A 25,965-nucleotide genomic window follows, 5' to 3' on the forward strand; every position below is an offset into this window, starting at 1 on the left:
TGCTCTTATTTTTTTATGTTATTTTTCCTTTTGACTAATTTCTTCAATTATCTTTTGAAGCATTTTTGCCCTTTCCGCCAATGGCAAGTTCTTGTGGTTATAAATTTCTTTGACTGTTTTCACATTCACACCCAATTCCATTAGTTTGCCGTGTTCTTTAATCAAAATTTCCCATATTTGATATTCATTCATATCCTCAATTTCAACGCCACTGATACCCATCATCAACAAGACCTTTTTCAATTCATCCTCTTCATTGTATTGCGATGTTGGTTCTTGCACATTGTTTATCCTCACTTCTGCCTTCTTCAACACATTGATTTCGTCTTTCTCTGTTGGATGACCATAGTTTTTTAAGACAGTCTGTGCACTGTCACCAATCATTTTGCCCACTTCTTCAGCACTAAAGCCTACCCTTAACATTTTGGTGACAAATGTATGCCTTGCAAAGTGGGTCGAAATAACATCGCATAATTTGTCAACACAAACAGTTTGATAAGGACCTTCATAAGTGATCGTCCTATCCAAATGCGCCATTTTAGCAATTTCTTTCAATCTCCTATTAAATAAGGCTTTAAAACTTTCTTCATTCTTATATTTGATGAATTGTTCATTCAATTCTTCTATCAGATGTGTTATTTCATCATTCAAACCGATATAAGCATTTGTTCCACACTTTTGGGTTTTCAAGATGATGACATCATCTTGTACTTTGTACTCACCTTTTAAAAGGTGAAGCAAATCACTACATCTTTGTCCCGTCAAAAGTTGCAGGACAAATGCCTTTCTCCATTTGTCCAACCTTGTTGGCAATACAATTTCTTTCAGAATTTTTATCTCATCATCCAATATTTCTCCCCTTAGCTTATCTTCCTTCTTCCTCTTATCCTTCAAATTTTTGAAAACAATGGGTCTTATACCATACTTGTTGTTGATGGCAATGTGGTCATTAATAAGCATACTAATAAATTTAACCTTTTTACTAACAGTAACATTACTTCCACCATTTTTTAAAAGAAAATTTACATAATCATTCAGTGCCTCTTGACTAAACGCCTTGCAACTGTCTCTTTTGTAAACATCCGTCACCCAATTCATCCACATCTTGCACCAAATTCCATAATTTGTCAAGGTACTTTTCGCAAAGGTATTTCTAATTAAATACTCGTCAAAAGCCTTCTTCATCATATTGGTGGCCTTTGGTGTCCGTTTTGAGTTTAAAAATTGCTTGGTTACTGTCATTGTAGTTTTAATTTCTGTCATATCTTTATTAATTTTAAATTTATTAAATTTTACAGAGCAATTATACAGGGACTTTTTTAAAACTTCAAACTTCATAGCGTTAATAATTCTTAAAGTTTGAATTGCCTCTTTATTAATTTCATTTGAAAATACTTTACTAATTATAGGTTCTTGTTTCTTGTTATCCCACTGATTTGACAGTATCTTGCATCCCGTTGGAATCTTGGTTTGCTTGCCATTGGCATAAATCACCATATAAATTTGGGTCGGTCTGTTGCTTTTTGGATCCCTTAAATTGAAGTTCACACTAACATCCCTTAACATTGCTTGACTGTCTGATTTGTCCATAATTTTTCACCTTTAAAGTGGTTCTTAAAAGTGGTGATTATTTCACATATTTCTTTACAGACAATTTTGCTAACTAATTGAATATCAGAATGTTTTAATATTTATACAACTTCCATATCAGAATGTAATTCAAGAAATTGTTAATGACACAAGGGTTGCAATAGAATCATCATTCACCCACGATTGCAAAGTTAAACGATTTCCCGCACATTCATTTCATTTTAGGATATATTTTTATAAACCAGAGAGGAACAACAAGGATGAATATGCTGCATCTTTGTTACATCCTGATACTTAACGCCTTGCAGATGAACCCGCAATCGCGCTGCAATAACGCCGTAAACGCAACGCGATAACGGCGTAATCGCCGGGCGTTTGCGGCGTAATCATCGGGCGACGAGGCGTTTTTCGCGACACGATGACGGCGTGGCGGCACGCATTTTTCCGGCTTTCGCTTTGTGCTTTCTCCTTTTTCATGTAACTTTGCATACATCTTTTATAATACCGCGACCAAACGAATAATCAACCGACAATATGGAATACAATTTCAGAGAAATTGAAAAGAAATGGCAAAAGCGATGGGTAGACCAGAAGACCTACAAGGTGACGGAAGACCCGGAACGGCCCAAGTTCTATGTGCTCAATATGTTTCCCTACCCCTCCGGCGCCGGCCTGCATGTGGGCCACCCGCTCGGATACATCGCAAGCGACATCTATGCACGCTACAAACGCCAGCAGGGATTCAATGTGCTCAACCCCATGGGCTACGATGCCTACGGCTTGCCGGCCGAGCAATACGCCATCAAGACGGGACAGCACCCGGCCATTACCACCGAGCAGAACATCAACCACTACCGCGAGCAGCTGGACAAGATAGGCTTCTCTTTCGACTGGAACCGCGAGGTGCGCACCTGCGACCCGGCCTATTATCACTGGACACAGTGGGCCTTTGAGTGCATGTTCGATTCCTATTTCGACACTGAACTGAACAAGGCACAGCCCATAGACGAGCTCGTCAGACACTTTGAGGAACACGGAACAGCGGGTGTGCATGCCGCCCAGAGCGACGAATCCGTGAACTTCACGGCCGAAGAGTGGCTGGCAATGGACGAGGCAGAGCAGAGCCGCACGCTGATGAACTACCGCATTGCCTACAAGGGCGAGACGATGGTAAACTGGTGTGCCGGGCTGGGCACCGTCCTGGCCAACGACGAAGTGGTGGAGGGCGTGAGCGTGCGCGGCGGTTTTCCCGTGGTGCAGAAGAAGATGAGCCAGTGGTGTCTGCGCGTGTCGGCCTACGCCCAACGGCTGCTCGACGGTCTGGACACCGTGCAGTGGAGCGACTCCATCACCGAGACGCAGAAGAATTGGATAGGCCGTTCGGAGGGTGCGGAGGTGGAATTCAAAATTCAAAATTCAAAATTCAAAATTACAATCTTCACTACTCGCGCCGACACTATGTTTGGAGTGACGTTCATGGTACTGGCTCCCGAGAGCGAATATGTGGCTCAAGTGACCACCCCCGGCCAGCAGACCGAGGTGAACGAGTATCTGGACTACGTGAAGAAGCGCACCGAACTGGACCGCATGTCCGACCGAAAGGTGACCGGAGTGTTCTCCGGTTCGTATGCCATCAACCCGTTGACGGGCGAGCCCATCCCCATCTGGATCTCAGAATATGTGCTTGCCGGCTACGGAACAGGGGCCATCATGGCCGTGCCTGCCCACGACAGCCGCGACCATGCCTTTGCCAAACACTTCGGCTTGCCCATCATTCCACTCATCGAGGAGGCCGACGTGGAGGAGGAAAGTTTCGATGCCAAGGAAGGTATTGTGGTCAATTCGCCCGCCGAGGGCAAGCAGAGCCTCGACGGATTCTCGCTGAACGGGCTCACCGTGAAAGAGGCCATTGAGGCCACCAAGCGGTTTGTCACGGAGAAAGGAATCGGTCGTGTGAAGGTGAACTTCCGCATCCGCGACGCCATTTTCTCGCGTCAACGCTACTGGGGCGAGCCGTTCCCCGTGTACTATGACAACGGCATTCCCCGCATGATTCCCGAAGATTGCCTGCCCGTCGAGCTGCCCGAAATCAAGGAGTACAAGCCCACCGAGACCGGAGAGCCACCTTTGGGACGGGCCGAGAAGTGGGCCTGGGACACCGTGGCCCGTAAAGTCGTGGAGAATGCACGCATTGATCAGACCACCGTGTTCCCCATAGACCTCTATACTATGCCGGGCTTTGCAGGGTCGAGCGCCTATTACCTGCGCTACATGGACCCGCACGATGACCAGGCGTTGCTGTGCCAGTCGGCCGGCGAATACTGGCGCAACGTGGATCTTTATGTGGGTGGAACGGAGCACGCCACAGGCCACCTCATCTACAGTCGGTTCTGGAATAAGTTCCTGTTCGACCAAGGCGTGAGCTGCGAAGAAGAGCCTTTTCAGAAGCTCATTAACCAGGGAATGATCCAGGGGCGCAGCAATTTCGTGTACCGTGTGAACGAGTTGAGCACCAGCGACAAGCCGGTGTTCGTGAGCCATAACCTGCGTGAAGACTACAAGGATGTGACGCCCATCCACGTGTGGGTGGGCTTGGTGAAGAACGATGTACTCAATGTTGACGAGTTCAGGAAGTGGAGCCCGGAATACGAGCACGCCGAGTTCATCCTCGAAGACGGTAAGTATGTCTGCGGCTGGGCCATTGAAAAGATGTCGAAATCGATGTACAACGTGGTGAATCCGGACGACATCGTGCACGACTATGGCGCCGATACGCTGCGCCTGTACGAGATGTTCCTCGGCCCGGTAGAGGCTTCCAAGCCTTGGGACACCAACGGAATCGATGGCTGTTTCCGCTTCCTCAAGAAGTTTTGGAGCCTATTTTGGGACAACCGCAGCGGACAATTCCTCGTGGACGACGCGGATCCCGGCAGGGAAAGCCTGAAGAGTCTCCACAAGCTCATCAAGAAAGTGACGGCCGACATCGAGGCTTTCTCCTACAATACAAGCATTTCAGCTTTCATGATTTGCGTGAACGAGTTGGGCCAGCAGAAGTGCCACAGCCGCGAAATCCTGCAAACTCTCGTGACGCTCATCGCGCCCTTCACCCCCCACATCGCCGAGGAACTGTGGCAGCAGCTGGGTCAGGAGGGCACCGTTTGCGACGCGCGGTGGCCCGAGTGCGACGAGAGCTATCTGGTGGAAAGCGAAATTCAGATGACCGTGAGCTTCAACGGCAAGGCCCGCTACCAGAAGATGTTCCCCGCTTCGGCCGCCAATGCCGACATTGAACAGGCCACGCTGGCCGACGAGCGCAGCACCAAGTTCCTCGACGGACGGCAGATTGTCAAGGTCATCGTGGTACCGAAGAAGATCATCAACATCGTGGTGAAATAGTCATTCAGGAGACAACCCCTCTATTCCACAACCTCATAGCTCCATCAGGTATGACGATTAACCATCAGATTATATTCAATGAGGCCAAGGACTACGTGTTTATCACGCTTGGTCTCATGCTCTATGCCTTTGCCTGGACCACCTTTCTGCTGCCCTACGAGATAGTGACGGGTGGCGTGACAGGCATTTCGGCCATCATCTTCTACGCCTCCAGCATCCCCATTGAGTACAGCTACTTTGTCATTAATGTGGTTCTTCTGGTGCTGGCTTTGAAGATATTGGGCCTCAAATTCCTCATGAAAACCATCTATGCCATCTTTGCTCTTTCCTTCATTTTATGGTTGTCGCAGAAGCTGATGCCGGTGGATCAGAGCGGTCACTACGTGAAAATACTGGGCGAGGGGCAAGACTTCATGTCGCTGGTCATAGGTTGTATCATGACGGGAACGTCGTTGGCCATCGTGTTTATGAACAATGGCTCCACGGGAGGGACCGACATTATCGCGGCCTCGGTGAACAAATTCTACAACCTTTCACTGGGCCAGGTGCTCATTTTGGTGGATCTTTGCATCATCGGCAGCTGTCTTTTCATACCACAATTTGGCGACGGACTGGGTCGCATTCACAAGGTAGTGTTCGGCCTATGCACCATGGTGATCGAGAATTTCATGCTCGACTACGTGATGAATGCCCGACGGGAGTCGGTGCAGTTCATGATATTCTCCAAGAAATACCAGGAGATTGCCAATGCCATCGGCACCGAAATGGACCATGGCGTGACCATCCTCGACGGCCACGGATGGTACACCGGGCAGGAGATGAAAGTGCTTTGTATCCTCGCCAAGAAGCGGGAAAGCACCAGTATCTTCCGTCTTATCAAGCTCATCGACCCCAACGCCTTCGTGAGCCAGAGCTCGGTCATCGGCGTATATGGCGAGGGATTCGACAAAATCAAGGTGCGCCTGCCCAAGGACAAGGAGAACCAAGGGGCGCAGGAAGCATAGGAAAACACCAGAGAAGACCATTCATCGCATGAAAATCGTATTTGCAACAAACAACGAGCACAAGCTGCGCGAGATCCGAGAGATACTCGGACCCAAGTTCGACATCGTGTCGCTGGCCCAGATTGGCTGCCACGAGGACATCCCGGAGACGGGCCGAACGCTCGAGGAGAACGCACACCAGAAGACGAAATACGTGTTCGACCACTACCACATCAGTTGTTTTGCCGACGATACGGGGCTGGAAGTCGAGGTCCTCGGCGGGGCGCCGGGCGTGCATTCGGCCCGCTATGCCGAAAGCACCGACCACGACAGCGAGGCCAATATGGCCAAGTTGCTGCGTGAAATGACGGGCCAAGACAACCGTAAGGCCCGTTTCCGCACGGTCATTTCCCTCATTGTCATGGAGGGCGACAACCCGTTTTGCAGCCGCGAATACCAGTTCGAGGGCGAGGTGCGCGGGCGCATCGGCACCGAGAAGCAGGGCAGTGAGGGATTCGGCTACGACCCGCTCTTCATCCCCGAAGGCTACGACCGCAGCTTCGCCCAGCTGGGCGAGGAGGTCAAAAACCGTATCAGCCACCGGGCTCGGGCCGTCCGCAAGCTCGCAGAACACCTGCTGAACGGGTAGCCCGTTGCGTTCTCTTAGGAAAAGCCAACGCCTTATGGCGCAATAGTTTCGCGGTTTTGGCGTTTGTATGGATGAACCATTTCATCCATACAAACATGCAACACCACAGCCATATTCCCGCCCCACGGCTTCTCCTACCCCACGGCCTGTCCACCCTTTCCCTCCTTTTCTCCCTTTTCCTGCTCTCCGCTTTCCCGGTTGCGACCGTGGCACAGACCGGCAAATGGAAGAATTACCTAAGCTATTACGAGCCCACCGAGATTGAAAAGGCAAGCGAAAACCAGCTTTACGTGCTGGCGTCGGGCGGCCTCTATGCCTACAACCGCAGCGACCAGAGCCTCCAAACCTTCGATAAGACCACCGGACTCAACGACAGCGGCATCAGTCACATAGCCTGGTGCCAGGCTGCACGCAGGCTGGTCATCGTCTACGACAACTACAACATCGACCTGCTCTCGCCCCAAGGAACGGTCACCAACATGGCCGACTACATGAGCAAGTCGCTGGCCGTGGACAAAACGGTGAACAGTATAGACGTGACCGGCACCACGGCCTACCTCTCGACGGGCTTCGGCATTCTGAAGCTCAACGTGGCCCAAGCCGAAATCAGCGATACCTATCAGCTGGGATTCACCGTGGACTACAGCTATGTGGAGGGCAATTTCCTCTATGCAGCCAGCCACACCAACGGCCTCTACCGCGGTCTGCTCACGTCCAACCTGCTCGACAAAACCAACTGGACGCGCGTGGGCGACTTCGCCGCACGCCCCAAAACAATGGATGCCGACCTGCTGGCCTTGGTGAAAACGCTCAGCCCCGGCGGCCCCAAATACAACTACTTTGGCTTCTCGCGCTTCTACGACGGGAAGCTCTACACCGTGGGAGGAGGCTATCCACCCGACGACGATCTCTTCCGGCCGGGCTGCGTGCAGGTGCTCGACGGCGACAAATGGACCATCTATGAAGACGGGCTGGAGGCCAAAACGGGCCACGCCTACCTGGACATGGGCTCGGTAGACGTGGATCCCCGAGACGCCAACCACGTGTTTGCATCGGGTCGGACGGGCCTCTACGAGTTCCGTAACGGCGCGTTTGTCGGAGAATACACGCCCGACAACAGCCCGCTGCGCGGCGCCGCCACTGTGAGTGCCACCAATAAAGAATACAACATTGTGCAGGGCATCAAGTTCGATGCCGGCGCCAACCTCTGGGTGCTCAACAGTCTCAGCGCCACCACTTCCCTGCTGAAATACTCCCACGACGGCCAGTGGGAGAACCTGCACAAGCCGGAACTCATGCACAACGGCTACTCGCTGGGCCGCCTCAACACCCCCATCATCGACAGTCGGGGCCTGCTCTGGATTCCAAACAACCATTCGGGCGCGCCCCAGGCCATCTGCTACCAGCCCGGCAACGACGCACTGAAGTGCCTGACGAGCTTTGTCAACGAAGACGGAACCACGGTAAATGTGAGCTATGTGCGCTGCATCGCCGAAGACCGGGAGGGCAACATCTGGGTGTGCACCAATGTGGGGCCGCTGCTTCTGCCGCCCAACCAGATCACGGCAGCCAGTCCTGTCTTCACTCAGGTCAAGGTGCCGCGCAACGACGGCACCAACTACGCCGACTATCTGCTCGACAAAGTGGACATCTCCTGCATGGTAGTGGACCAGGCCAACCGCAAATGGTTTGGCACAAACAGCAACGGAGTGTACCTCATCAGCAGCAACAACCTGATGCAGATACAGCACTTCACCCGCGAAAACAGCATGCTCCTCTCCAACAACATTGAGTCGATTGCCCTCAATGAAGCCACAGGCGAGGTGTATATAGGCACCGGCAAGGGGCTCTGCTCCTATATGAGCAACGCCCCGACGGCCGCCGACGGCATGACCAAAGCCAGCGTTTACGCCTATCCCAACCCCGTGCGGCCCGACTATATGGGCGCCATCACCATCACCGGACTGGACGAGCGCGCCGACGTGAAGATTGTAAACAGCAACGGCACCCTCGTCTATGAAGGTCGTGCCAGCGGCGGACAATGCCGCTGGTACGGTCTCGACCGCGACGGCCGCCGGGTGGCCAGCGGCGTCTACATGGTCGAAGTGGCCACCGCCGAGGGCGAGAAAGGCGTGGTCTGCAAAATAGCCATCGTCAGATAATCCCACCAAGCTATCCACACCTTATTATATTCTTCTTTCCTTTCTTCTTTTTTAAAAAAGAGAAAAGAAGAATATGATATGCCGTGGATAAGTGGATAAATCACCGGCCAAAGGTTTGGCTGTTTGCTTATCCACGTTTGGGTGGCGTTTGTCCATGGCCGGCGGTATATCTTTTGGCTCGCATTGAAAGGTTTACGGACTTATCCACACCGATGGAAAACGGTGGATAAGCATCACGTGGATAATTTTAGGGCGTGGAAAACTGTGGATAATGGACAGTCTGCCACTGTATAAACCTGTGGATTTCCACGCCCGACGGTGGCGGGAGCTGCCGCTGTGGATAACCCGAAAGTTATGAGCATAGTTATCCATGGAGTTATCCACACACTTATCCACAGGTTTATTGAACATGATTTGCCGTGTTATTGGGTTGCAGGGGTGGCGGTTTAAGGAAAATGAACTATCTTTGCAACCACAACCTTTAAGCATGCAGACGCGATGGACCAACGCACAGACCGACCCATGACAATGGCTGTTGTCATCTCGACCTACAACAATCCCGAGTGGTTGGAGAAGACTTTGTGGGGCTATCTCTGCCAGGAACGCATGGCCGACGAGCTGATTATTGCCGACGACGGCTCCACCGAGGCGACGGCGGCACTGCTCCGTCGCTATCGCGACAGGCTGCCCATCCGCCACGTGTGGCACGAGGACAAGGGGTTTCGCAAGACCAAAATACTGAACGAGGCCTTGAAAGCGGCCACCGCCGACTACCTGATTTTTACCGACCAGGACTGCATTCCGCGGCGCGACTTCATAGCCATGCACGAGCGGCTGGCCCGCCGGGGCTGCTTCCTGAGCGGTGGGTATTTCAAGCTGCCCATGGCCGTGAGCAAGGCGATAACGTGCGAGGACGTGGCCTGTGGGCGCGCCTTCAGCTATGGTTGGCTCAAAGAGCAGGGCGTGCACTGGAGTTTCAAGTGCACCAAACTGATGGGATGGACCTGGATGAACCTCCTCACCCCGACGCGCGCCACCTGGAACGGCATGAACTCGAGCGCGTGGCGCGAGGACATTCTGCGGGTGAACGGCTTCGACGAACGCATGCAATACGGGGGCGAGGACCGCGAGATGGGCGAGCGGCTGGTGAATCTCGGTCTGCGCGGAAGGCAAATTCGCTATAGTGCCATTGTGTTGCATCTGGACCACAGCCGCCCCTACGTGAACCGCGAAGCCTTGGAACGCAACATGGAAATACGCCGCCAAACGCGCCGATGGCATGCCGTCACGACGGCGTTTGGCGTGAAAAAGCCGGGCATGGAGGGATAAGGAGTTTTCCTGATTATAGTTGAAGCCGGAGCTGCAGCTCCATATCGGTCATGCTGCTGGCCCGGATGGTTTGCAGGCCGCTGCCTATTTGGGAGCGGTCAAAATAGTCTGTGGTGGCTATTTTGGCCAGCACGAGGGCATGGCGGCCCAGTTCGGCCCGGGCCGTGAGGGCGTAGCGGATGCCGTGACCCCAGAACGACGGGAACGAAAACTCATGGAGCATGCCCGGCTCGTAGGTGTAGAGGCGCGAGTTGTAGTCGTCGGTGTGGAAGTAGCCCACGGTGGCATGCAGCCGGAAGCGGCGGTGAACGTAGCCCAGATTCTCGGTAATCATACAGCCCAGACTGTTTTGCGCGAAATGGCAACAGGCCAGGTCGGCCTGTGTTTTGGCCGTCCAGTGGTGCGAGGCATAGGTGGCGGCGAGTCGGCCGCGGTGTTCCCGCTTGTAGGTCAGGGCCGAATGGCCGGGGTTGTCCTGCTCGCGCATGCGCAGCCGATAGCGTGCCAGCAGGCTCCAGGGGCCGCGGTCGCGCGTAACCTGCACCAGATTGTCCCAGCTGTGCGACGATTGTGAGGCCCGGTATCTGGGCCAGGCAAAGTAGGCCGCATCCGTATAGAACAGCACGTTCACGCCTGCCGCGGGCATCCATACGCCGCCCAGATAGACGCCGCTCTCGTTGTTCACCGCCCCGCCGTCGCTGAAACTCTGGCCGTAGAGCGGATAGTATTGGTAAGGATAGTACCGCTGAAGGGCCATGAACGAGAGGTTGCTGCACAGCCGGTAGCTCACGGTGTTGAGCGTGGCCACGGCATTTCGCGTGCCCGTGGCCGTCTCGCCGGCGATGGTGAGGCGGCCGGAGACATAGCCATAGTCCATGCCGACGTTCCAGAAACGGCGGCCGGCGGGATGCCATTGGCGGTAGCGCCGGGAGACGTCGGGGCGCAGCTCTCGGTCGAAAGAGGCGTAAATCGCCGTAGTTCCAAGCCGAAATCGCCCGGCGTTTACGCCGAAATGGCCGCCCCATAACGCCGTAGACGCGTTGCGTTTACGCCGTAATTCTCGGGCCGTTCGGTGGTAACCCGACGTAAGCAGGGTGGCTATCGAGGTGGAATCGGCGTTGAGCGTGACGTCCACCTTGCGCCAGGACGCAAAGGTTGTGAGCTCCAAGCCCCGCGCAATGCGGTAGGTCGCGGCCGCCCCTTGCAGGTAGTTGGCCTCCGATCGGCTGCTGTGGGCAAAGACGGCATTGGTCGTTCGCCCCAGCATGGCCAGTGTGTTGAGCTTGCCCAGGCCGAAGGAGTTGTTCATCACCAGCCCCATGCCGAACCGCAACCGGTATCGGCCCAGAACGAGATTGCGCAGCCGGCCGGCGTCCCTTACCATAATATATAAGGTGTAATAGTCGTAGCCCGCGGCGTTTTTCCCGGCAAAAAAGGGTTCGCCGGCATCCTGCGCGGCCACGAATCCCGCCTTGATACGGGGCCCGGCACTGAAAGCATAGCGCAGCCAGTGCTTGTAGGGATAGCCCAGATAGCCGTTTCGGTCGCCGTCGCGACGGTAAAACGGAATCTTGACGAGCGTGGTGAGCTGGTGCCGGCCATGCCTTATGATATGGCGCCAGGAGGGCAGTGTATCGGCCGAAGCCTCTGCCCCGAAGAAGATAAATTGCTCCAGCATGTCGGCATCCTGCCTGTCCATGCTGGGAATCATGCGCAGTTCGAGGGGCGACTCCAGGCGTCCGGCCCGGTCGCGATACTCCATCAGGTCCATGATTTGCCGGTCGGAGAGGAACGGCAGCCGCTGCAGGTCTTCGCGCGAACAGCGGTTGATGTCCAGCTTGTGGGCCCGCAGTTCGCAGAGTTCGTCGTAGGTTTGTTCCCAATGGGCCGATTCGGCATCCTCCAGCTGCCCCGTGCGGCTGAAGTATTCCGCCCACGTCTCCCGTTGTTGGGCGTGGAGCGGTGTGGGCAGTGTCGTCCACAGCATGCAGATGATGGCGAGTATTTGCTTCACATCAGTTGGTTCAGGAATGTAGATAGATGCTCAAAATTAATGGTTTCTGCCGAAAACGGCAAGGAAAAATACATATTTTTTAAACGCTTTTGCTTTGTCATTGGCCAAATAGATTGTATTTTTGCAGCTGTAATGAAGATGTTGCCCGTCATCCTGCTGTCGCTGGCCATGTCCCTTTGCGCCAAGGCCCAGAGCGACCGTCCCGGCCATATCAATCCCGAAGACATGGAGGTGGATATGGACAGTCCCACGTTTGTGCCTATGGTCAAGGTGGGAAAGGTGCTACAGGGCAGGGATTCCATACAGTATGTAGAGCTGAACAACGTCTGGGTTTTCTCGCAGCCGGTGTTCAAGGACGCGCGGCAGCGGGCCGCTTACAACCGTCTGGTCTACAACATCAAGAAGGTTTTGCCCATCGCCAAGGAGGTGAACCGCATCATTATAGAGACCGGCGACTACCTCGAGACCCTGCCCAACAAGAAGGCGCGCGACGCCCACATGAAGACTGTAGAGGCCAGCATCAAGAAAGAATACACGCCACGCATGAAGAAACTGACCTATAGCCAGGGCAAATTACTCATCCGACTGATTTATCGCGAGTGCAACAGCTCCAGCTATGAGCTCATCAAGGGATTCCTTGGGCCCATTCGTGCCGGTTTCTACCAGGCCTTTGCGTGGGTGTTTGGGGCCAGCCTGAAAAAGCAATACGACCCTGACGGCGTGGACCGCCTCACCGAAAGGATCGTGCTTCAGGTAGAGGCCGGCCAGCTTTGACCGCCTCCCGGCAAAGCTAAGAAAGCCTTATTAAACTGTTGTGTACGTGCACAAGTTGTTGATTTAGGTCAATAAAAGGCATGATTTTACGATTATCACAGCGAAAAAGTTGCGTGCTGCGGCCAATCTTCCTACCTTTGCATCGTCAAAAGGAAGCAAAGTCCTCGCGAGAAGACATCCGATTGGCACTCATTCAATAGGTTTAAGGTTAGTAGATTGTTTCATATAGGTTTTTAGTTTTTAGGTTTAAGATTAGATTTTTAGGTTTTTCATTAGGTAGTTAGTCAGTATTGAGGTAAGTAAAAGATTGGTTTTTAGGTTAGCAGAAGTCCCCATCTCCCATTGGGAGAGGTGGGGACTTGTTTTTGTTAGACACCGTTTTCCACGAGCTTTTCTATCTGCGGCTTCAGGGCTGGAATATCTGTTTCTATGGTCAGCCACACCTGTTCGGGTCTGATAGTATAGTAGCTGTGGACCAGAACATGCCGCATACCTTCAATGACATCCCATTCAATTTCCGGGTGTTCCGCCCTGAACGCTTTGGTAAGCATGTACACAGCTTCGCCGATGATTTCTATATGCTTGACGAAACCAAAGAAAACGATGGGATTTTACTTGGCTTCTTCAAAACTGTATTTGTCTTTGTAGTCAAGCAAAACATTGATGGCCGCAAGGATATGTTCCAGTCGTCCTCTATCCTTAATCCTTTCTCTCATAAATCAAAATCTTGTCGTGGTTGGCCGAATCGCTGGCAAAGGGGAGCAGTCTGTCCTGTTCTACGAGGTCGACATCCCGTCCAAGCAGCTTCTTCATCTGGACCATGATTCTCGAAATGGTGAAGAGAGAGATGCCGGCAGCCTCGTCATATTGCACGAGAATGTCAATATCGCTGTCCGGTTTTTCTTCTCCACGCGAGAAAGAACCGAACAACCATGCTCTCTTGATGGGTTGATTCACCAAGAATGTCTGTATTTTCGGAATCAGAGTCTTGATGTTTTCGTTCATCATTGTTCTGTTTTTATGGGGATTCTACGGGGCCGGGTGTATGTCTTTCTACTTTTCAGCCAGTGTGAAATCGAGCTGCCGCTTCTCCAAATTGGCCTTGGCCACCTTGATGCGGACGGCATCTCCCAGTTGGTATTTGTGGTGATGGCGACGGCCGCGAAGCAGGAAATTTCTCTCGTCGAAGTCGTAATAGTCGTCGTCCAGGTCGCGCATCGGCACCATTCCTTCGCAGTGATTCTCGTCGATTTCGGCATAGATGCCGTAGCTTGTGATGCCGCTGATGTGGGCGTCGTACTCGTTTCCGAGCTTGTCGGCCATGTATTCCACCATCTTGTACTTGATGGAGTCGCGCTCTGCGTTCTGTGCAATCTGCTCCATTTCCGAGCAATGCTCGCAGAGTTCCTCGCAATGCTTCTCGTTTGCCGAGCGTCCGCCCTGTGCATATTTGGTTAGCAGTCGGTGAACCATCATGTCGGGATAGCGGCGAATGGGCGAAGTGAAGTGCGTGTAGTAGTCGAAAGCCAGGCCGAAGTGCCCGATGTTGTGCACGCTGTACTTGGCCTTCATCATGGCTCTGAGAGCCACGGCCTGGATGAGTTTCTGCTCGCGCTTGCCCTCGCAGTCGTCCATGAGCTTGTTAATGCTCCGTGCCATGGCGCTGCGTGTGCCGTCGGTCTTCACCTTGTAACCGAATTTCACGATGAATTCGCGCAGGTTTTCCATCTTCTGCGGGTCGGGATTGTCGTGTATTCGGTAGGGCAGAGTCTTGGCGGTCTTGCCTTTAGGCCTTCGCCCTATGCTCTCGGCCACGGTGCGGTTGGCCAGCAGCATGAACTCCTCGATGAGCTTGTTGGCGTCTTTCGAGCGTTTGAAGAAAGCGCGTGTGGGGTGTCCTTTCTCGTCGATGTCGAAGTGCAGCTCCTCGGAATCGAACTTCACCGACCCGTTTCTGAACCGTTGTGCGCGCAGTTTCTTGGCCAGCCGGTCCAGCGTGCACAGCTCCCAGCCATTGTCTCCCTTGTATCCTTTCTTGCCGGGATCGGGGGCAGGGTTGCCCGTTCCGTCCACCACGCCGTTGGCTTCAAGTACCTGCTGCGCCTCCTCATAGGCGTAGCGGCGTTTCGATCGGATGATGGTGTGCACGATGCGATGGTTCTTTATGTTGGCCTCTTCGTCAAGATTGAAGACGACGCTGTAGGCCAACTTGTCCTCATCCGGGCGCAGCGAGCAGATGAAATTGCAGAGCCGCTCGGGCAACATGGGGATGGTGCGGTCCACAAGATAGACGGATGTGGCCCGTTTCACGGCCTCCTTGTCGATGATGCTGCCCTCGGTCACGTAGTGAGACACGTCTGCAATGTGCACGCCCACCTGGTAGAGGCCCTTGTCGAGCTGCCTGATCGAGAGTGCATCGTCGAAGTCTTTGGCGTCCGCTGGGTCGATGGTGCAGGTCCAAACGCTGCGGAAATCCTCGCGTTCGGCCTCGTCCTCGGGCGTGATTTCTCCACTGATCCTGTTGGCAGCCTCCTCTACATGCTTCGGGTATTTATAGGGCAGGCCATACTGTGCCAGGATGGTGTTCATCTCTACATCATTCTCACCGCTCGGCCCGAGCACGTCGACGACCTCGCCCATCAGGTTGCGATGGTCCTGATCGGGCCATTGCACAATCCTCACCAGGGCCTTGTCGCCCGTCTTTCCGCCCTTGAGCTTCTTCTTGGGAATGAGCACATCGTGCACGAAAGTGTCGTTCTGGGGCACGAGGAAAGCAATGTCGCGGTCCACGCGAAGCCGTCCCACAAACACGTCCTTGGCCCGCTTGAGTATCTCGATGACCTGCGCCTCCTTGATGTGCCTTTGCCGTCGGGCCATGAACGACACGCGCACGCGGTCGCCCGTCAGGGCCGACATGGAGTTGCGCTCGGCCACAAAGATAGGCTTGTCGCCGCCATCGGGCACGAAAGAGTTCTTTCCATTGGTCTTGCGGATAAAGGTTCCGTCCTGCACCTGCCCCTTGGTGTTGAGGGCGTAAGAGGTTTCAGTGACTTTCGTTATGAAGTCGTCCCACGCCATTTCCTCCATCACGTCGATGGCAAGCATCTTCAGCGGGTGCGTGTCGAGGTGCAGCATGCGGAATATTTCCTTGAAAGACAATGTCTTTCCCGGCTGCGACGAGAAGAACTGCACCAGTTTTTCCGTGAGTTGTTTCTTCGTCATGCGCTTGCCGCCTTTCTTTCCTTTAGCCATATTGTCGGTAGTTTTAAATACTTGTTACATGCAAATTAACAAAAAAGAATTGAAGAATCCTAATTTCATTTTGATTATTTTGCAATTCGTTGGAATTGTGGTACCTTTGCGATGTGAACTATAGGAGATTACGTTAACGCTTGATGAAGATTCTCATTACCGGTGCCAGTGGGTTCATTGGCAGTTTCATTGTGGAGGAAGCTCTGGCCCAAGGATTTGAGACTTGGGCCGCCGTGCGCCGAAACAGCTCGCGCAAGTATCTGCAAGATGGGCGCATTCATTTCATCGAACTTGATTTTTCGTCCGAGGAGCAGCTCATGGAGCAGCTCTCGGGACACGCTTTCGACTACGTGGTGCACGCCGCCGGGGCCACCAAATGCCTGCATGCCGAAGACTTTTTCCGGGTGAATTACGAGGGCACCGTGCACTTGGTGAACGCCATTCTCAAGCTGGGCATGCCGCTCAAACGCTTTATCTACATGAGCAGCCTGAGTGTTTTCGGCGCCGTCAAGGAGGAGCAGCCCTATGCTGAAATCGATGAAAGCGACACGCCGCGCCCCAACACGGCCTACGGCCGCAGCAAGCTGAAGGCAGAACAGTTCCTCGATTCCATCGGCAATGCGTTCAATTACGTGGTGCTGCGCCCCACGGGCGTGTACGGGCCACGCGAGAAAGACTACTTCCTCATGGCCAAGAGCATCAAGCAGCACGTGGACTTCAGTGTGGGTTTCAAGCGTCAGGACATCACCTTTGTCTACGTCAGGGACCTGGTTCAAGCCGTATTCATGGCCTTGGACCGGGGCATGTCGGGACGCAAATACTTCATTTCCGACGGCAATGTCTACCAGAGTTCCACCTTCAGCGACGAGCTGCACCGGGCGCTGGGTCGCCCTTGGTGGGTGCGCATCAAGGCCCCCCTGTGGGTGCTCCGCGCCGTCACCTTCTGCGGGGAATACGCAGGACGGGCCACGGGACACATGAGCGCGCTGAACAACGACAAGTACAACATTCTGAAACAACGCAACTGGCGCTGCAACATCGAGCCGGCCTGCGACGAGCTGGGCTACCATCCGCAGTACGACCTGCGCCGTGGCGTGCAGGAGGCTGTGGCCTGGTATCGTGAAAACCATTGGCTATGAAGCATATCGGCAAGTACTTCGAGATAGAGCGCAACCCGCGCAAGGGGCTCATGGCACTGGAATGGGCCGTGCTGGCCTACATGCTTTTCACGCTGCTTATCGTGCTCTTCGCTTTCACCAAGCTGCAGCATCCCGACGCGATGGTGTGGGGCCGCGTACGCATCGGGGCCGTCACGGTGGGCATGTGGCTGGTCTACAGGCTCGTGCCCTGCCGCATCACGCGGTTCCTGCGCGTGGCCGTACAGCTGTCGATGCTCAGCTGGTGGTATGCCGACACCTACCAGCTGAATAGCCTCTTCCCCAATCTCGACCCCTTCTTTGCGCGGGCCGAGCAGAGCCTTTTCGGGTTCCAGCCCGCCCTGGTGCTGGCCCAGCGCTTCCCCCAGGCCGTGGTGAGCGAGCTGCTCGACATGGCCTATGCCAGCTATTTCCCAATCATCGCCACGGTGACAATCTACTATTTCCTGGCCCGTTACAAGGAGTTCGAGCGGGCGGGGTTCATCATTCTGGCCTCGTTTTTCGCTTTCTACGTCATCTACGACCTTGTGCCCGTCACCGGGCCCATGTATTATTATAAGGCCGTGGGGCTGGACCAGATAGCCCGCGGCGTGTTTCCCGCCGTGGGAGACTACTTCCGCACCCACACCGACATGCTGGAATCGCCCGGCTATAAGGACGGTTTCTTCTATCATCTTATAGCCGATGTGCACAACGCCGGCGAGCGGCCCACGGCCGCTTTCCCCAGTTCGCATGTGGGCATCGCCCTGGTGTGCATGCTGCTGGCCTGGCGGACGGGCAGCCGTCGGCTCTTCTTCGGGCTGCTGCCCTTTGCCTTGCTCATCTGCGTGGCCACGGTCTACATCCGTGCCCACTATGCCATCGACGTGGTGGCCGGCCTGGCGGCGGGCGTGCTTTTCTATGTGTTGTGGTCGTGGGTGGCGCGCCGCAATGTGTAGTCGACCCCACAGTCTTTTTCCCTTTAGCGTTTAATGGCAAAAGAATAACGGTGTAATCGCAACGCGATTACACCGCAATCGCAACGCCAACACGCCGTAACTAATCAATGAAAATGAAGAAATATAGGAGTTGGCGCAAACTAACTGATAATGAGGATGGAATGCACAAATTAGCATGATGTTGCTCTGTTTGTAAAGGGCAGAAATATGCAGATTTAGGCAGAAGTTCAGTTACCAGAGTGTTACCCTATTTTGATGTTGGTAACGATGGTGCAGTATTCGGTAACTGAATTATTTTAGCTCGTGTGGCTGTTGCTTTGGTCGGCAGTTTTCTGCGTAAGTGAGGAACGCTTTAATTCGGGTAACTTTACCCACAAATATTAAAGCGTATGGAAAAAGAAAAGATGAAAGTGTTGCTCTACCTTAAAAAGAGCGGTTTGGACAAGTCGGGGAAAGCTCCGATTATGGGGCGTATTACCATTGGACGCTCCATTGCCCAGTTTAGTTGTAAACTCTCCTGCAATCCCGGCTTATGGAATTCACGTGAGAGCAGGATGGACGGCAAAAGCCGTGAGGCGGTGGAGATTAACGGAAGGTTGGAGAACTTGTTGCTTTCCATTCAATCTACCTATCAGTCGCTAATTGCCAAAGGACAGCCATTTGATGCAACTGATGTAAAGGAACAGTTTCAAGGCAGCGTACAGGCAAGATGTATGCTCATCGAAAGGTTGGATATGCTCATCAAGGAGAAAGAAAGCCATATCGGTATAGACATCAAGGAAGAGTCTATGTCTGCCTATCATTCCACTCGGAAACGATTGCAGGAGTTCATTCAGAGGAAGTATCATGTTTCGGACTTGGTTTTCTCGCAGCTGACAGAAAACTTTATCTACGAATTACAAGCATTTTGTCTTGGCGAACTCGGTCATCAGCAAAGCACATTCTTCAGAGTTGCTGCCGATTTGAAGACCGTCTGCAGGTTGGCTTATCGTGAGGGGTTGGCTGATACGCTTCTGTTTGATAAAGTACATATAGAACGAGGAGACAAGAAAGCACCTAAAGCTCTTGACAAAGAAGCATTGGACAAGTTGAAGGCACTCTGCTTTGATGAATTGGAAAAAGAAATGGGAACTGCTCGTGATGTGTTTCTCTTCGCCTGTTATACTGGTGCAACCTATTGTGATTTGATGGAACTAAGCAAGAAGCATCTTGTTCGTGATGATGCAGGCAGTTTGTGGTTGAAGTTCAACAGACAAAAGACGGGCGTGCTTTGTCGTATCAAGTTATTGCCCGAAGCTGTTCGGTTAATAGAGAAAATGCACAGCGATGAAAGGGAAACACTGATCCCCCATATCAAATATCCCACTTATCAGTCTTGTCTCAAAGCCTTGCGATTACGGGCAGGTATTTCTTTTCCCTTTACCTCGCACACGGCAAGACATACCTTTGCCACACTTATCACCTTGGAACAGGGCGTTCCTATTGAAACGGTCAGCAAGATGCTGGGACATACGAATGTAAGTATGACCGAACGTTATGCGAAGGTTACCCCACAGAAACTCTTTGAAGAGTTTAACCGTTTCCTCTCTTTCACTGAGGATTTACGTTTAACCATTTAACCAAGATTTTTTATGAGAAGTACATTCAAGATATTATTCTATATCAACAGACAGAAAATAAAAGCAGACGGCAAGACCGCCATTCTCTGCCGTATCACCATAGACGGAAAGAGTACCGCCATTACCACAGGCGAGCAGTGCAAATCCTCCGAGTGGAACAGCAGGAAAGGACTGACAACCGACAAGAAAACCAATCAAAGAATCGGCGAGTTCAAAGAACTTGTAGAAAAGACCTATCAGGAGATATTGATAAAGGACGGAGTGGTAAGCGTGGAACTACTTAAAAACCGTTTGCAGGGAGTAGCCACCATACCGACAACACTTCTTGTCATTAGCAAAGCCGAACTGCAATCCGTTAAAGAGTGCGTGGGCAAATCAAGGGCAGAGGGGACTTATCAGAATCTTCTCTATTCAGACAAGTTACTTACAGAGTTTGTAAAGGATAAGGGAATGACGGATATAGCCATAACCACTATAACGGAAGACTTATTTGAAGAATACCGCTTCTATCTGAAGAAACGAGGTTTGGCAACAGCAACCATGAATCGTTATCTTTGTTGGTTGAGTAGATTGATGTATCGTGCGGTCAGCCAGAGACTCATTCGCTGTAATCCTTTTGAGAATGTCAAGTATGAGAAAGCGGAACAGAAGATACGCTTTCTGCAAAAGAGCGATGTTGCCAAACTCATGGCATTGAGAGTAATTGATAAGGAAGCAGAACAAGCAAGACGCATGTTTATCTTTGCTTGCTTTACGGGCTTGTCTATTGCTGATATGGAACATCTGCAATTTGGACACATACAAATGACAGCCGACGGACAAAGATATATCCGCAAGGAACGGCAGAAGACAAAAGTGGAGTTTGTAGTACCGCTGCATCCCATAGCGAAAGCCATTATCAAGCAATGCAAGAAAGAACAACCAAGCATGAAAGAAAAGCAGACGGTGAAAGAAAAAGGTGACGACTTTATTTTTCACTGTGCTTGTAGCCGTAGCGTGATGAGCAAGAACCTGAGCATCGTGGGTAAGGCTTGCGGTATCAGAGAGCGGTTGTCCTACCACATGGCAAGGCACACGTTCGGCACGATGAGTTTAAGTGCAGGAATACCTATCGAAAGCATTGCCAAGATGATGGGGCACGCCTCTATATCCAGTACTCAAATCTACGCACAGGTGACGGACAATAAGATTTCGGAGGACATGGACAGGTTGATAAGGAAACATCAGACAAAAGAAACGAAGGAGGAAACCGTATGAATGTCAATCACCATCAAACAAAAAGAGAGCGAAGCTATTTCGAGTGGGGCGATAATATGCAAATCACTCGCAAAGGCAAAGGCGAAATAGCAATGACAGAGAGTGAACTGGTGGATTTCTTTAGTGTAACATGGAGGAAGCTCAATTATCGTCTGCAACTTCTACTAAAAGTCTCTCCCCTGCAACCCGACGAAAGGGATACAGGGGAGCAGGAAGTCTACGTGAACGGACGGCTGCGAGGTTATGCTCCGCTTTATCCGCTTTCAATCATCATCGCTTTGTCTTATCAATTGGACAGCACGGAAGTACACTTGTTCAGGAAATACATCTGTCGAGAACTGCAACGCCCTATACCTGTGAGGGAGCAGATATTCCTATATGGAAGTGGCAGTATCAATTGATATGCTTTTCTCTTTCACCGATATTATCTTACTACATAACTACAAGGAAAGATAATACAGTGAAAGAGAAAGGGTTGGTATTGTAGTTAGAAAGTAGGAATGGTTATTACTACCGTCTAACTACACACAACTATGTTTTTGAGGCCTTCAAGTATACCGAAAGCCTTATAAGTAGTTATTCTCCAAGTAGTCTATCAACAGTAGAGATACGCATCTGTTTTATTGCATAACATTCCTTTTACCCGTATTTCCTGACCCTCTGATTTCTTCGTGATAAAGATAATTCACTATCGAGGGATGTCCTTTGGGACTTCGTTCGTAAGGCAATTCATTATCCACATACTTACATTGAGCCTCCTGTGCCATTTTCGCGGCCTCTTGCTCCAATTGCTTCCAATATGTTCGGTCTTTATGCAAATAGATTTCTTCATAAAGTGGGAACAAATGGGGATAGTGTGATTTGATATAACCCATAATGTTGGCCTTAAAACCACCCCGCAGATTGAGGTTTTCAAGCCAAAAGAGGTCGCAAATGTCTTTTACTTCATGAAAAATAGCTTTGAAATTGGTGATGTCAGGGAAGATGGGCGACACAAAACAAATGGTTCGGATGCCCGCCTCGTAGACCTTTCGCATGGCTGCGATGCGCCGCTCTATGCTCACGGCCTTGTCCATGTCGGCACGAAATGTCTCATCAAGCGTGTTGACTGACCACGATACGGTGACTTTCTTCATTTGCCGGAGCAGGTCAAGGTCGCGCAACACGAGGTCGCTCTTTGTACAAATGAGTATTTCCGCATCGCTGTCTTTGAGCTCTTCAAGCAGTTTACGTGTCCTGCGGAACGTTGCTTCTTCGGGATTATATCCATCGGTCACTGATCCAATAACCACGCGTTGTCCGGCATATTTCTTCGGATTCTTGATTGCAGGCCAATGCTTCACGTCTAAGAAAGTGCCCCATTCTTCTTTATGTCCTTGAAGCGCTTCATGAATGAGGCGTAACAATACTTGCAAGCATGGGTGCAACCCACGTATGGATTCACCGAATAGCCACCAACAGGGAGGTTGGACTTGGTCATGATGTCACGCACCTCTTTCGTTCCAATGAGTGTTTTTGCCATATATCTTCCTTTATTCTTTATAAATCCTCTACCGTTTCACCGTCTTCAGGAATAAAGACGCGGTCTAAAATTCCTGCCACTTCCGCACGCTTTCTCACCATTTCACGCGTCACGCTATTATGGTTCACGCCTTCAAGATGCGTCACAAATAACTTTGCATCAGGTGCAGCTGCAGCAACTTTTACCACATCTTCATCGTTCATAATAACGCGTCCACCCAAGCGAAAGCCATTGCCACCAGCATTAAGGGTGATAACCTCGGGGCGAAAACGCTTCAAATTGCGCTTCACACCAGCATACCAGATGGTATCTCCGGCGTGATAGAGCGTCTTTTCTTGTGGATGAGTGAATACATAACCCGCTGTATGTCCGGCAGGATACTTCATGATGAAATTACCATGCTGGCTTTCGGCCTTTTGTATGCTCACTTCCCCAATCCTTGTATTGTCGCCGACAACTTCCACATGATTAAATCCATGCGACATCACCACCTGCCGATTGTTTTCGTCTTGCACAAAAAATCGCATATCTTTAGGCATCATTTCATAGGCCGCCTCATCGATATGGTCATCGTGTAGATGGGTAAGCAACACCGCATCTACACCTTTTAGCATCTCTTCTACAGGAAAAGGTAGTTCATGAAGTGGGTTGCGCAGGTGTTGATTTCTACTAAAGGGGAAAGGAGGCATGCAGCCTTTCTTTCCCAACATGGGGTCGATCAGAATTTTCTTTCCCCCATATTCAACGATTATCGTTGCGTTTCTTACTTGTTGGATATTCATTGTTTATTAAAATTAAAGTTTAACATTGGCTTCCAGCATAATACCATCCTTCAGAGGTTCATCATCATCAGAGAACGAATTTGCCTTATATTGTACGCAAAGCACGAGCATTTCGCTGCTGCCTGTGTTCTTGAAAGCACGTTTGCCATTGGGCGCAATTCTCACGATGCTTCCTTCTGAAACGGGAAATCGTTTGCCGTCTACATCGAAAATGCCTTCACCTTTAAGAATGAAATAAAGCTCTTCGTGGGTTTTATGGGTATGGCGTGTGCCATAATCCTGCCCAGCTGCAAGACTTTGGAAAGACAATTCTGCGCCTGTTGCTTGTAGTGCATGTCCGGCAAACATCTTTCCCGGGATAGAGAAATTGCCCATAGCCAACTCATATTCCTTAATTTCATTCAACTTACCTACGTTCACCGTGGTGAAGTTCTCACCTTTTTCTACAATTTTAATTTCTTTCATAATGCTATTTGTTTTGATTACGAGTGCAAAGGTAGTGCATAAAACAAAGACACATTCTACCATTAATAATATATGCTCTACCATTTTGATAAGCCATTAATTATTCGTACATTTGTTGCATGAAATTAGAGAGTCATCCCCAAGAACTTACACAAGTTCCTTTCTGCAAAACGGAATGTGGTGTAGACTTCAACATCAATACCGATACGCACGAGCGTTTGCGGGGCGTATTGATGGAGTATCCGTCTTTCAAAACCAACTTCTTCGAGTTGTTTTTCTTCAGGAAAGCATCCGGGTGGCTGCGTTATGGCTTTCAATATATCGCGTTGAAAGACAATACGGTGCTGATACTTTCGCCGCACATCCATCAGGAGTGGCACATTGATGAAAGCCAAACGGATTATCGTTTCCTTATTTTCCGTGATGATTTTCTTTCAACCTATCTTGCCGATCCTTTCTTTACTTATCGTTTGCTTTATTGCTACCAAACAGATTTCCCACCCTATCTGTCGGCTACAGCTATGGAACAACAAGAATACGAGCGTTTGCTTGTGCGGATAAAAGAAGAACTCAACCATCCTCTTGCCGACAGCTATCACATCATCGTATCCTTGCTTCATTATCTGCTCATGACCCTTAATCGTAGGTATTCTGCTCAATACCATCTGCCTTTTGATGCCCCCAAGAACCACCATGCCTTTGAGTTCAAACAACTCTTAGAGAAGCATATTCGCCAATACCAGCAAGTGGCCGACTATGCAGCCATGCTGAACATCAGCCGCATCACATTGAATGCTTCTGTACAGGCACAATATGGGCAAACGGCCGTACATCTGCTGAAACAACGTCTGCTTGCAGAAATCAAGAATGAAATACTATTCACTGACAAAACTACCAGTGAATTGGCATACGAATTCAATTTCTCGGAGCCGGGACATTTAATGCGTTTCTTCAAAAAACAAACAGGACAGACGGTTACGGAGTTTAAAGAAGAATATAAAGGACAACAGTTTACCGCAGAATAGAAAAATGATTAAACGAAGAACTTACCAATAAACGAACGGCACTTGAAACAGATATATCTCTGCTCAAGTGCCGTTATCCATTCACCAATATACGCTTATTGCCTTTATCCTGTCTGACTACCCTGATAATTCTCCTCCAGCATCTTCTCCAAGTCCGAAGCCTTGTAGAGTATCTTTCCTGCAAACTGCGTGTAGGGAATAATCTTCCTGTCTCGGTAGTCCTGCAAGGTACGGGGACTGATATACAGCCGCTCGCACACTTCCTTTCCTGTGAGGAAAAGTTCGCCAGCAAAGAGTGGCTTGTGTGTATCCGCCACTTCTACTATTCGTTTACCTACACCTCTCAACGCTGAGACGACCAACTGCATCTCGTCCGTCTCCATGTTCAAATCTCTTGCTGTTTCCATCATATCTGTCTGTTTTTAGGTTTGTTCGACTTCGTAAGAAGCAATGCTTCCACATCCTCGCCCTTGTAATAGCACTTGTGTCCGATTTGCGTAAACGGCAGCACACCCGTATCACGATAATGCTGCAAGGTGCGTTTGCTGATGTTCAGCAGCTGGCACACATCACCGTTGTGCAGCCAGTCTGTGTGCTTGCTTTTCTCTCCGAATGCCTTGTGGCAACTCTCGGCAAGGCTCAAGATTTCATCTCGAAGCTTTGCCCAATTGGTTTCTGTAATGATGTAATAGTTCATAATTTTATATTGTTATTGTTTGCTGTTTCAAATCTTTCCTGTTTCCATCGGCAAAGGTAATGACGTGCGTGTGCCTCTCAAAGCCGTGGGGAACAGCAGGGAAGTATCGGGAACTATCGGGAAAAGAGCAATCCGTTTCATCGGTTCACATTTGCGTTTTCCTGCCCCGTCTTTTTTCTTTCATTGCAAAGACAATCCAAGCGAGTGCAGAGGAGAGTTCACTTATCCTTTTCCGAGCGCAGCTTGTCTTATGCAAAATTAATATTGGATATTTCTTATTCCATCACTTTCCATTCAAGTGGCAGCTTGTGGCGTCATAGTGGAATAGGTTGGCACAGTAATCCGATATAAAAT

The 25,965-nt window shown here is 50.9% G+C and carries 22 protein-coding genes and 1 pseudogene; 12 read left to right on the top strand and 11 right to left on the bottom strand.

The window, feature by feature from the left end; genetic code table 11:
• Positions 1–18: 18 nt before the first annotated feature.
• Entirely contained in the window at positions 19–1,590 is a 1,572-nt protein-coding gene (locus tag PREDE_RS06740; protein ID WP_005845293.1) for a tyrosine-type recombinase/integrase, read from the bottom strand.
• 294 nt (positions 1,591–1,884) lie between these two features.
• Positions 1,885–2,067 carry a hypothetical protein gene (locus tag PREDE_RS13865; protein ID WP_154648451.1) on the bottom strand — a complete coding sequence of 61 codons (183 nt, stop codon included), beginning with the start codon at positions 2,065–2,067 and terminating at the stop codon, positions 1,885–1,887.
• Positions 2,068–2,124: 57 nt separating this feature from the next.
• Here PREDE_RS13865 and leuS point away from each other — a divergent pair, with 57 nt between their 5' ends.
• The 5 genes from leuS (at position 2,125) to PREDE_RS06765 (ending at position 10,109) form a co-directional block, all read left to right on the top strand.
• Entirely contained in the window at positions 2,125–4,986 is a 2,862-nt protein-coding gene (gene leuS / locus PREDE_RS06745) for a leucine--tRNA ligase (RefSeq protein ID WP_005845294.1), read from the top strand.
• A 50-nt stretch (positions 4,987–5,036) separates the two neighbouring features.
• Positions 5,037–5,990: a YitT family protein gene (locus tag PREDE_RS06750; RefSeq protein ID WP_005845295.1), complete on the top strand. Its 954-nt coding sequence runs from the start codon at positions 5,037–5,039 to the stop codon at positions 5,988–5,990.
• 28 nt (positions 5,991–6,018) lie between these two features.
• On the top strand, positions 6,019–6,618 hold the full coding sequence (locus tag PREDE_RS06755; RefSeq protein ID WP_005845296.1) for a non-canonical purine NTP diphosphatase: 600 nt from the start codon (positions 6,019–6,021) through the stop codon (positions 6,616–6,618).
• A 95-nt stretch (positions 6,619–6,713) separates the two neighbouring features.
• A complete protein-coding gene (gene porZ / locus PREDE_RS06760) occupies positions 6,714–8,780 on the top strand; it encodes a type IX secretion system anionic LPS delivery protein PorZ (protein ID WP_015298583.1) in 2,067 nt (688 codons plus the stop codon).
• 498 nt (positions 8,781–9,278) lie between these two features.
• On the top strand, positions 9,279–10,109 hold the full coding sequence (locus PREDE_RS06765) for a glycosyltransferase family 2 protein (protein ID WP_005845301.1): 831 nt from the start codon (positions 9,279–9,281) through the stop codon (positions 10,107–10,109).
• 13 nt (positions 10,110–10,122) lie between these two features.
• Here the strand turns inward: PREDE_RS06765 and PREDE_RS06770 are convergent, their stop codons facing one another.
• Positions 10,123–12,123 carry a helix-hairpin-helix domain-containing protein gene (locus PREDE_RS06770; protein WP_005845302.1) on the bottom strand — a complete coding sequence of 667 codons (2,001 nt, stop codon included), beginning with the start codon at positions 12,121–12,123 and terminating at the stop codon, positions 10,123–10,125.
• Positions 12,124–12,255: 132 nt separating this feature from the next.
• Here PREDE_RS06770 and PREDE_RS06775 point away from each other — a divergent pair, with 132 nt between their 5' ends.
• Positions 12,256–12,897, top strand: a complete 642-nt coding sequence (locus PREDE_RS06775) for a DUF4294 domain-containing protein (RefSeq protein WP_027953049.1) — start codon at positions 12,256–12,258, stop codon at positions 12,895–12,897.
• Between the two features lie 368 nt (positions 12,898–13,265).
• On the opposite strand, the gene PREDE_RS14255 is transcribed toward PREDE_RS06775, so the two are convergent.
• The 3 genes from PREDE_RS14255 to rnr all read right to left on the bottom strand — a co-directional run bounded on the left by PREDE_RS14255 (position 13,266) and on the right by rnr (position 16,149).
• Positions 13,266–13,502 carry a HepT-like ribonuclease domain-containing protein gene (locus PREDE_RS14255; RefSeq protein WP_316917651.1) on the bottom strand — a complete coding sequence of 79 codons (237 nt, stop codon included), beginning with the start codon at positions 13,500–13,502 and terminating at the stop codon, positions 13,266–13,268.
• A gap of 94 nt (positions 13,503–13,596) precedes the next feature.
• Positions 13,597–13,905 carry a nucleotidyltransferase family protein gene (locus PREDE_RS06785; protein ID WP_005845307.1) on the bottom strand — a complete coding sequence of 103 codons (309 nt, stop codon included), beginning with the start codon at positions 13,903–13,905 and terminating at the stop codon, positions 13,597–13,599.
• Positions 13,906–13,950: 45 nt separating this feature from the next.
• Positions 13,951–16,149 (bottom strand): ribonuclease R, encoded by a 2,199-nt coding sequence (gene rnr / locus PREDE_RS06790; RefSeq protein WP_005845308.1) that lies wholly within the window; start codon positions 16,147–16,149, stop codon positions 13,951–13,953.
• Between the two features lie 143 nt (positions 16,150–16,292).
• On the opposite strand from rnr, the gene PREDE_RS06795 reads away from it, so the two are divergent.
• From PREDE_RS06795 to PREDE_RS06815, 5 genes are all read left to right on the top strand, one after another.
• Positions 16,293–17,288 (top strand): NAD-dependent epimerase/dehydratase family protein, encoded by a 996-nt coding sequence (locus tag PREDE_RS06795; RefSeq protein ID WP_005845310.1) that lies wholly within the window; start codon positions 16,293–16,295, stop codon positions 17,286–17,288.
• The gene (locus PREDE_RS06800; RefSeq protein WP_005845312.1) at positions 17,285–18,244 is read left to right on the top strand and encodes a phosphatase PAP2 family protein; all 960 of its coding nucleotides are present in this window, start codon (positions 17,285–17,287) and stop codon (positions 18,242–18,244) included. The genes PREDE_RS06795 and PREDE_RS06800 overlap by 4 nt, the downstream gene beginning before the upstream one ends.
• Before the next feature lie 389 nt (positions 18,245–18,633).
• On the top strand, positions 18,634–19,863 hold the full coding sequence (locus PREDE_RS06805) for a site-specific integrase (protein ID WP_044127347.1): 1,230 nt from the start codon (positions 18,634–18,636) through the stop codon (positions 19,861–19,863).
• A 12-nt stretch (positions 19,864–19,875) separates the two neighbouring features.
• On the top strand, positions 19,876–21,120 hold the full coding sequence (locus tag PREDE_RS06810) for a site-specific integrase (protein WP_015298588.1): 1,245 nt from the start codon (positions 19,876–19,878) through the stop codon (positions 21,118–21,120).
• A complete protein-coding gene (locus PREDE_RS06815) occupies positions 21,117–21,521 on the top strand; it encodes a hypothetical protein (protein ID WP_015298589.1) in 405 nt (134 codons plus the stop codon). The genes PREDE_RS06810 and PREDE_RS06815 overlap by 4 nt, the downstream gene beginning before the upstream one ends.
• A gap of 219 nt (positions 21,522–21,740) precedes the next feature.
• Here PREDE_RS06815 and PREDE_RS06820 read toward each other — a convergent pair.
• The 3 genes and pseudogenes from PREDE_RS06820 to PREDE_RS06830 form a co-directional block, all read right to left on the bottom strand.
• A pseudogene (locus tag PREDE_RS06820) lies at positions 21,741–22,642 on the bottom strand (radical SAM mobile pair protein B).
• 17 nt (positions 22,643–22,659) lie between these two features.
• On the bottom strand, positions 22,660–23,424 hold the full coding sequence (locus PREDE_RS06825; protein ID WP_004384415.1) for an MBL fold metallo-hydrolase: 765 nt from the start codon (positions 23,422–23,424) through the stop codon (positions 22,660–22,662).
• A 12-nt stretch (positions 23,425–23,436) separates the two neighbouring features.
• On the bottom strand, positions 23,437–23,889 hold the full coding sequence (locus tag PREDE_RS06830) for a cupin domain-containing protein (RefSeq protein WP_004384417.1): 453 nt from the start codon (positions 23,887–23,889) through the stop codon (positions 23,437–23,439).
• A gap of 119 nt (positions 23,890–24,008) precedes the next feature.
• Here PREDE_RS06830 and PREDE_RS06835 point away from each other — a divergent pair, with 119 nt between their 5' ends.
• Positions 24,009–24,914: a helix-turn-helix domain-containing protein gene (locus PREDE_RS06835; protein ID WP_005845320.1), complete on the top strand. Its 906-nt coding sequence runs from the start codon at positions 24,009–24,011 to the stop codon at positions 24,912–24,914.
• A gap of 104 nt (positions 24,915–25,018) precedes the next feature.
• On the opposite strand, the gene PREDE_RS06840 is transcribed toward PREDE_RS06835, so the two are convergent.
• Both PREDE_RS06840 and PREDE_RS06845 read right to left on the bottom strand, forming a co-directional pair.
• Positions 25,019–25,324: a helix-turn-helix domain-containing protein gene (locus PREDE_RS06840; RefSeq protein WP_005845322.1), complete on the bottom strand. Its 306-nt coding sequence runs from the start codon at positions 25,322–25,324 to the stop codon at positions 25,019–25,021.
• Positions 25,321–25,611, bottom strand: coding sequence for a helix-turn-helix domain-containing protein (locus tag PREDE_RS06845; RefSeq protein WP_005845325.1), 291 nt, complete (start codon positions 25,609–25,611; stop codon positions 25,321–25,323). The genes PREDE_RS06840 and PREDE_RS06845 overlap by 4 nt, the downstream gene beginning before the upstream one ends.
• Positions 25,612–25,965 lie beyond the last annotated feature (354 nt).

This window comes from Prevotella dentalis DSM 3688 (genome assembly GCF_000242335.1).
GTDB lineage: Bacteria > Bacteroidota > Bacteroidia > Bacteroidales > Bacteroidaceae > Prevotella > Prevotella seregens.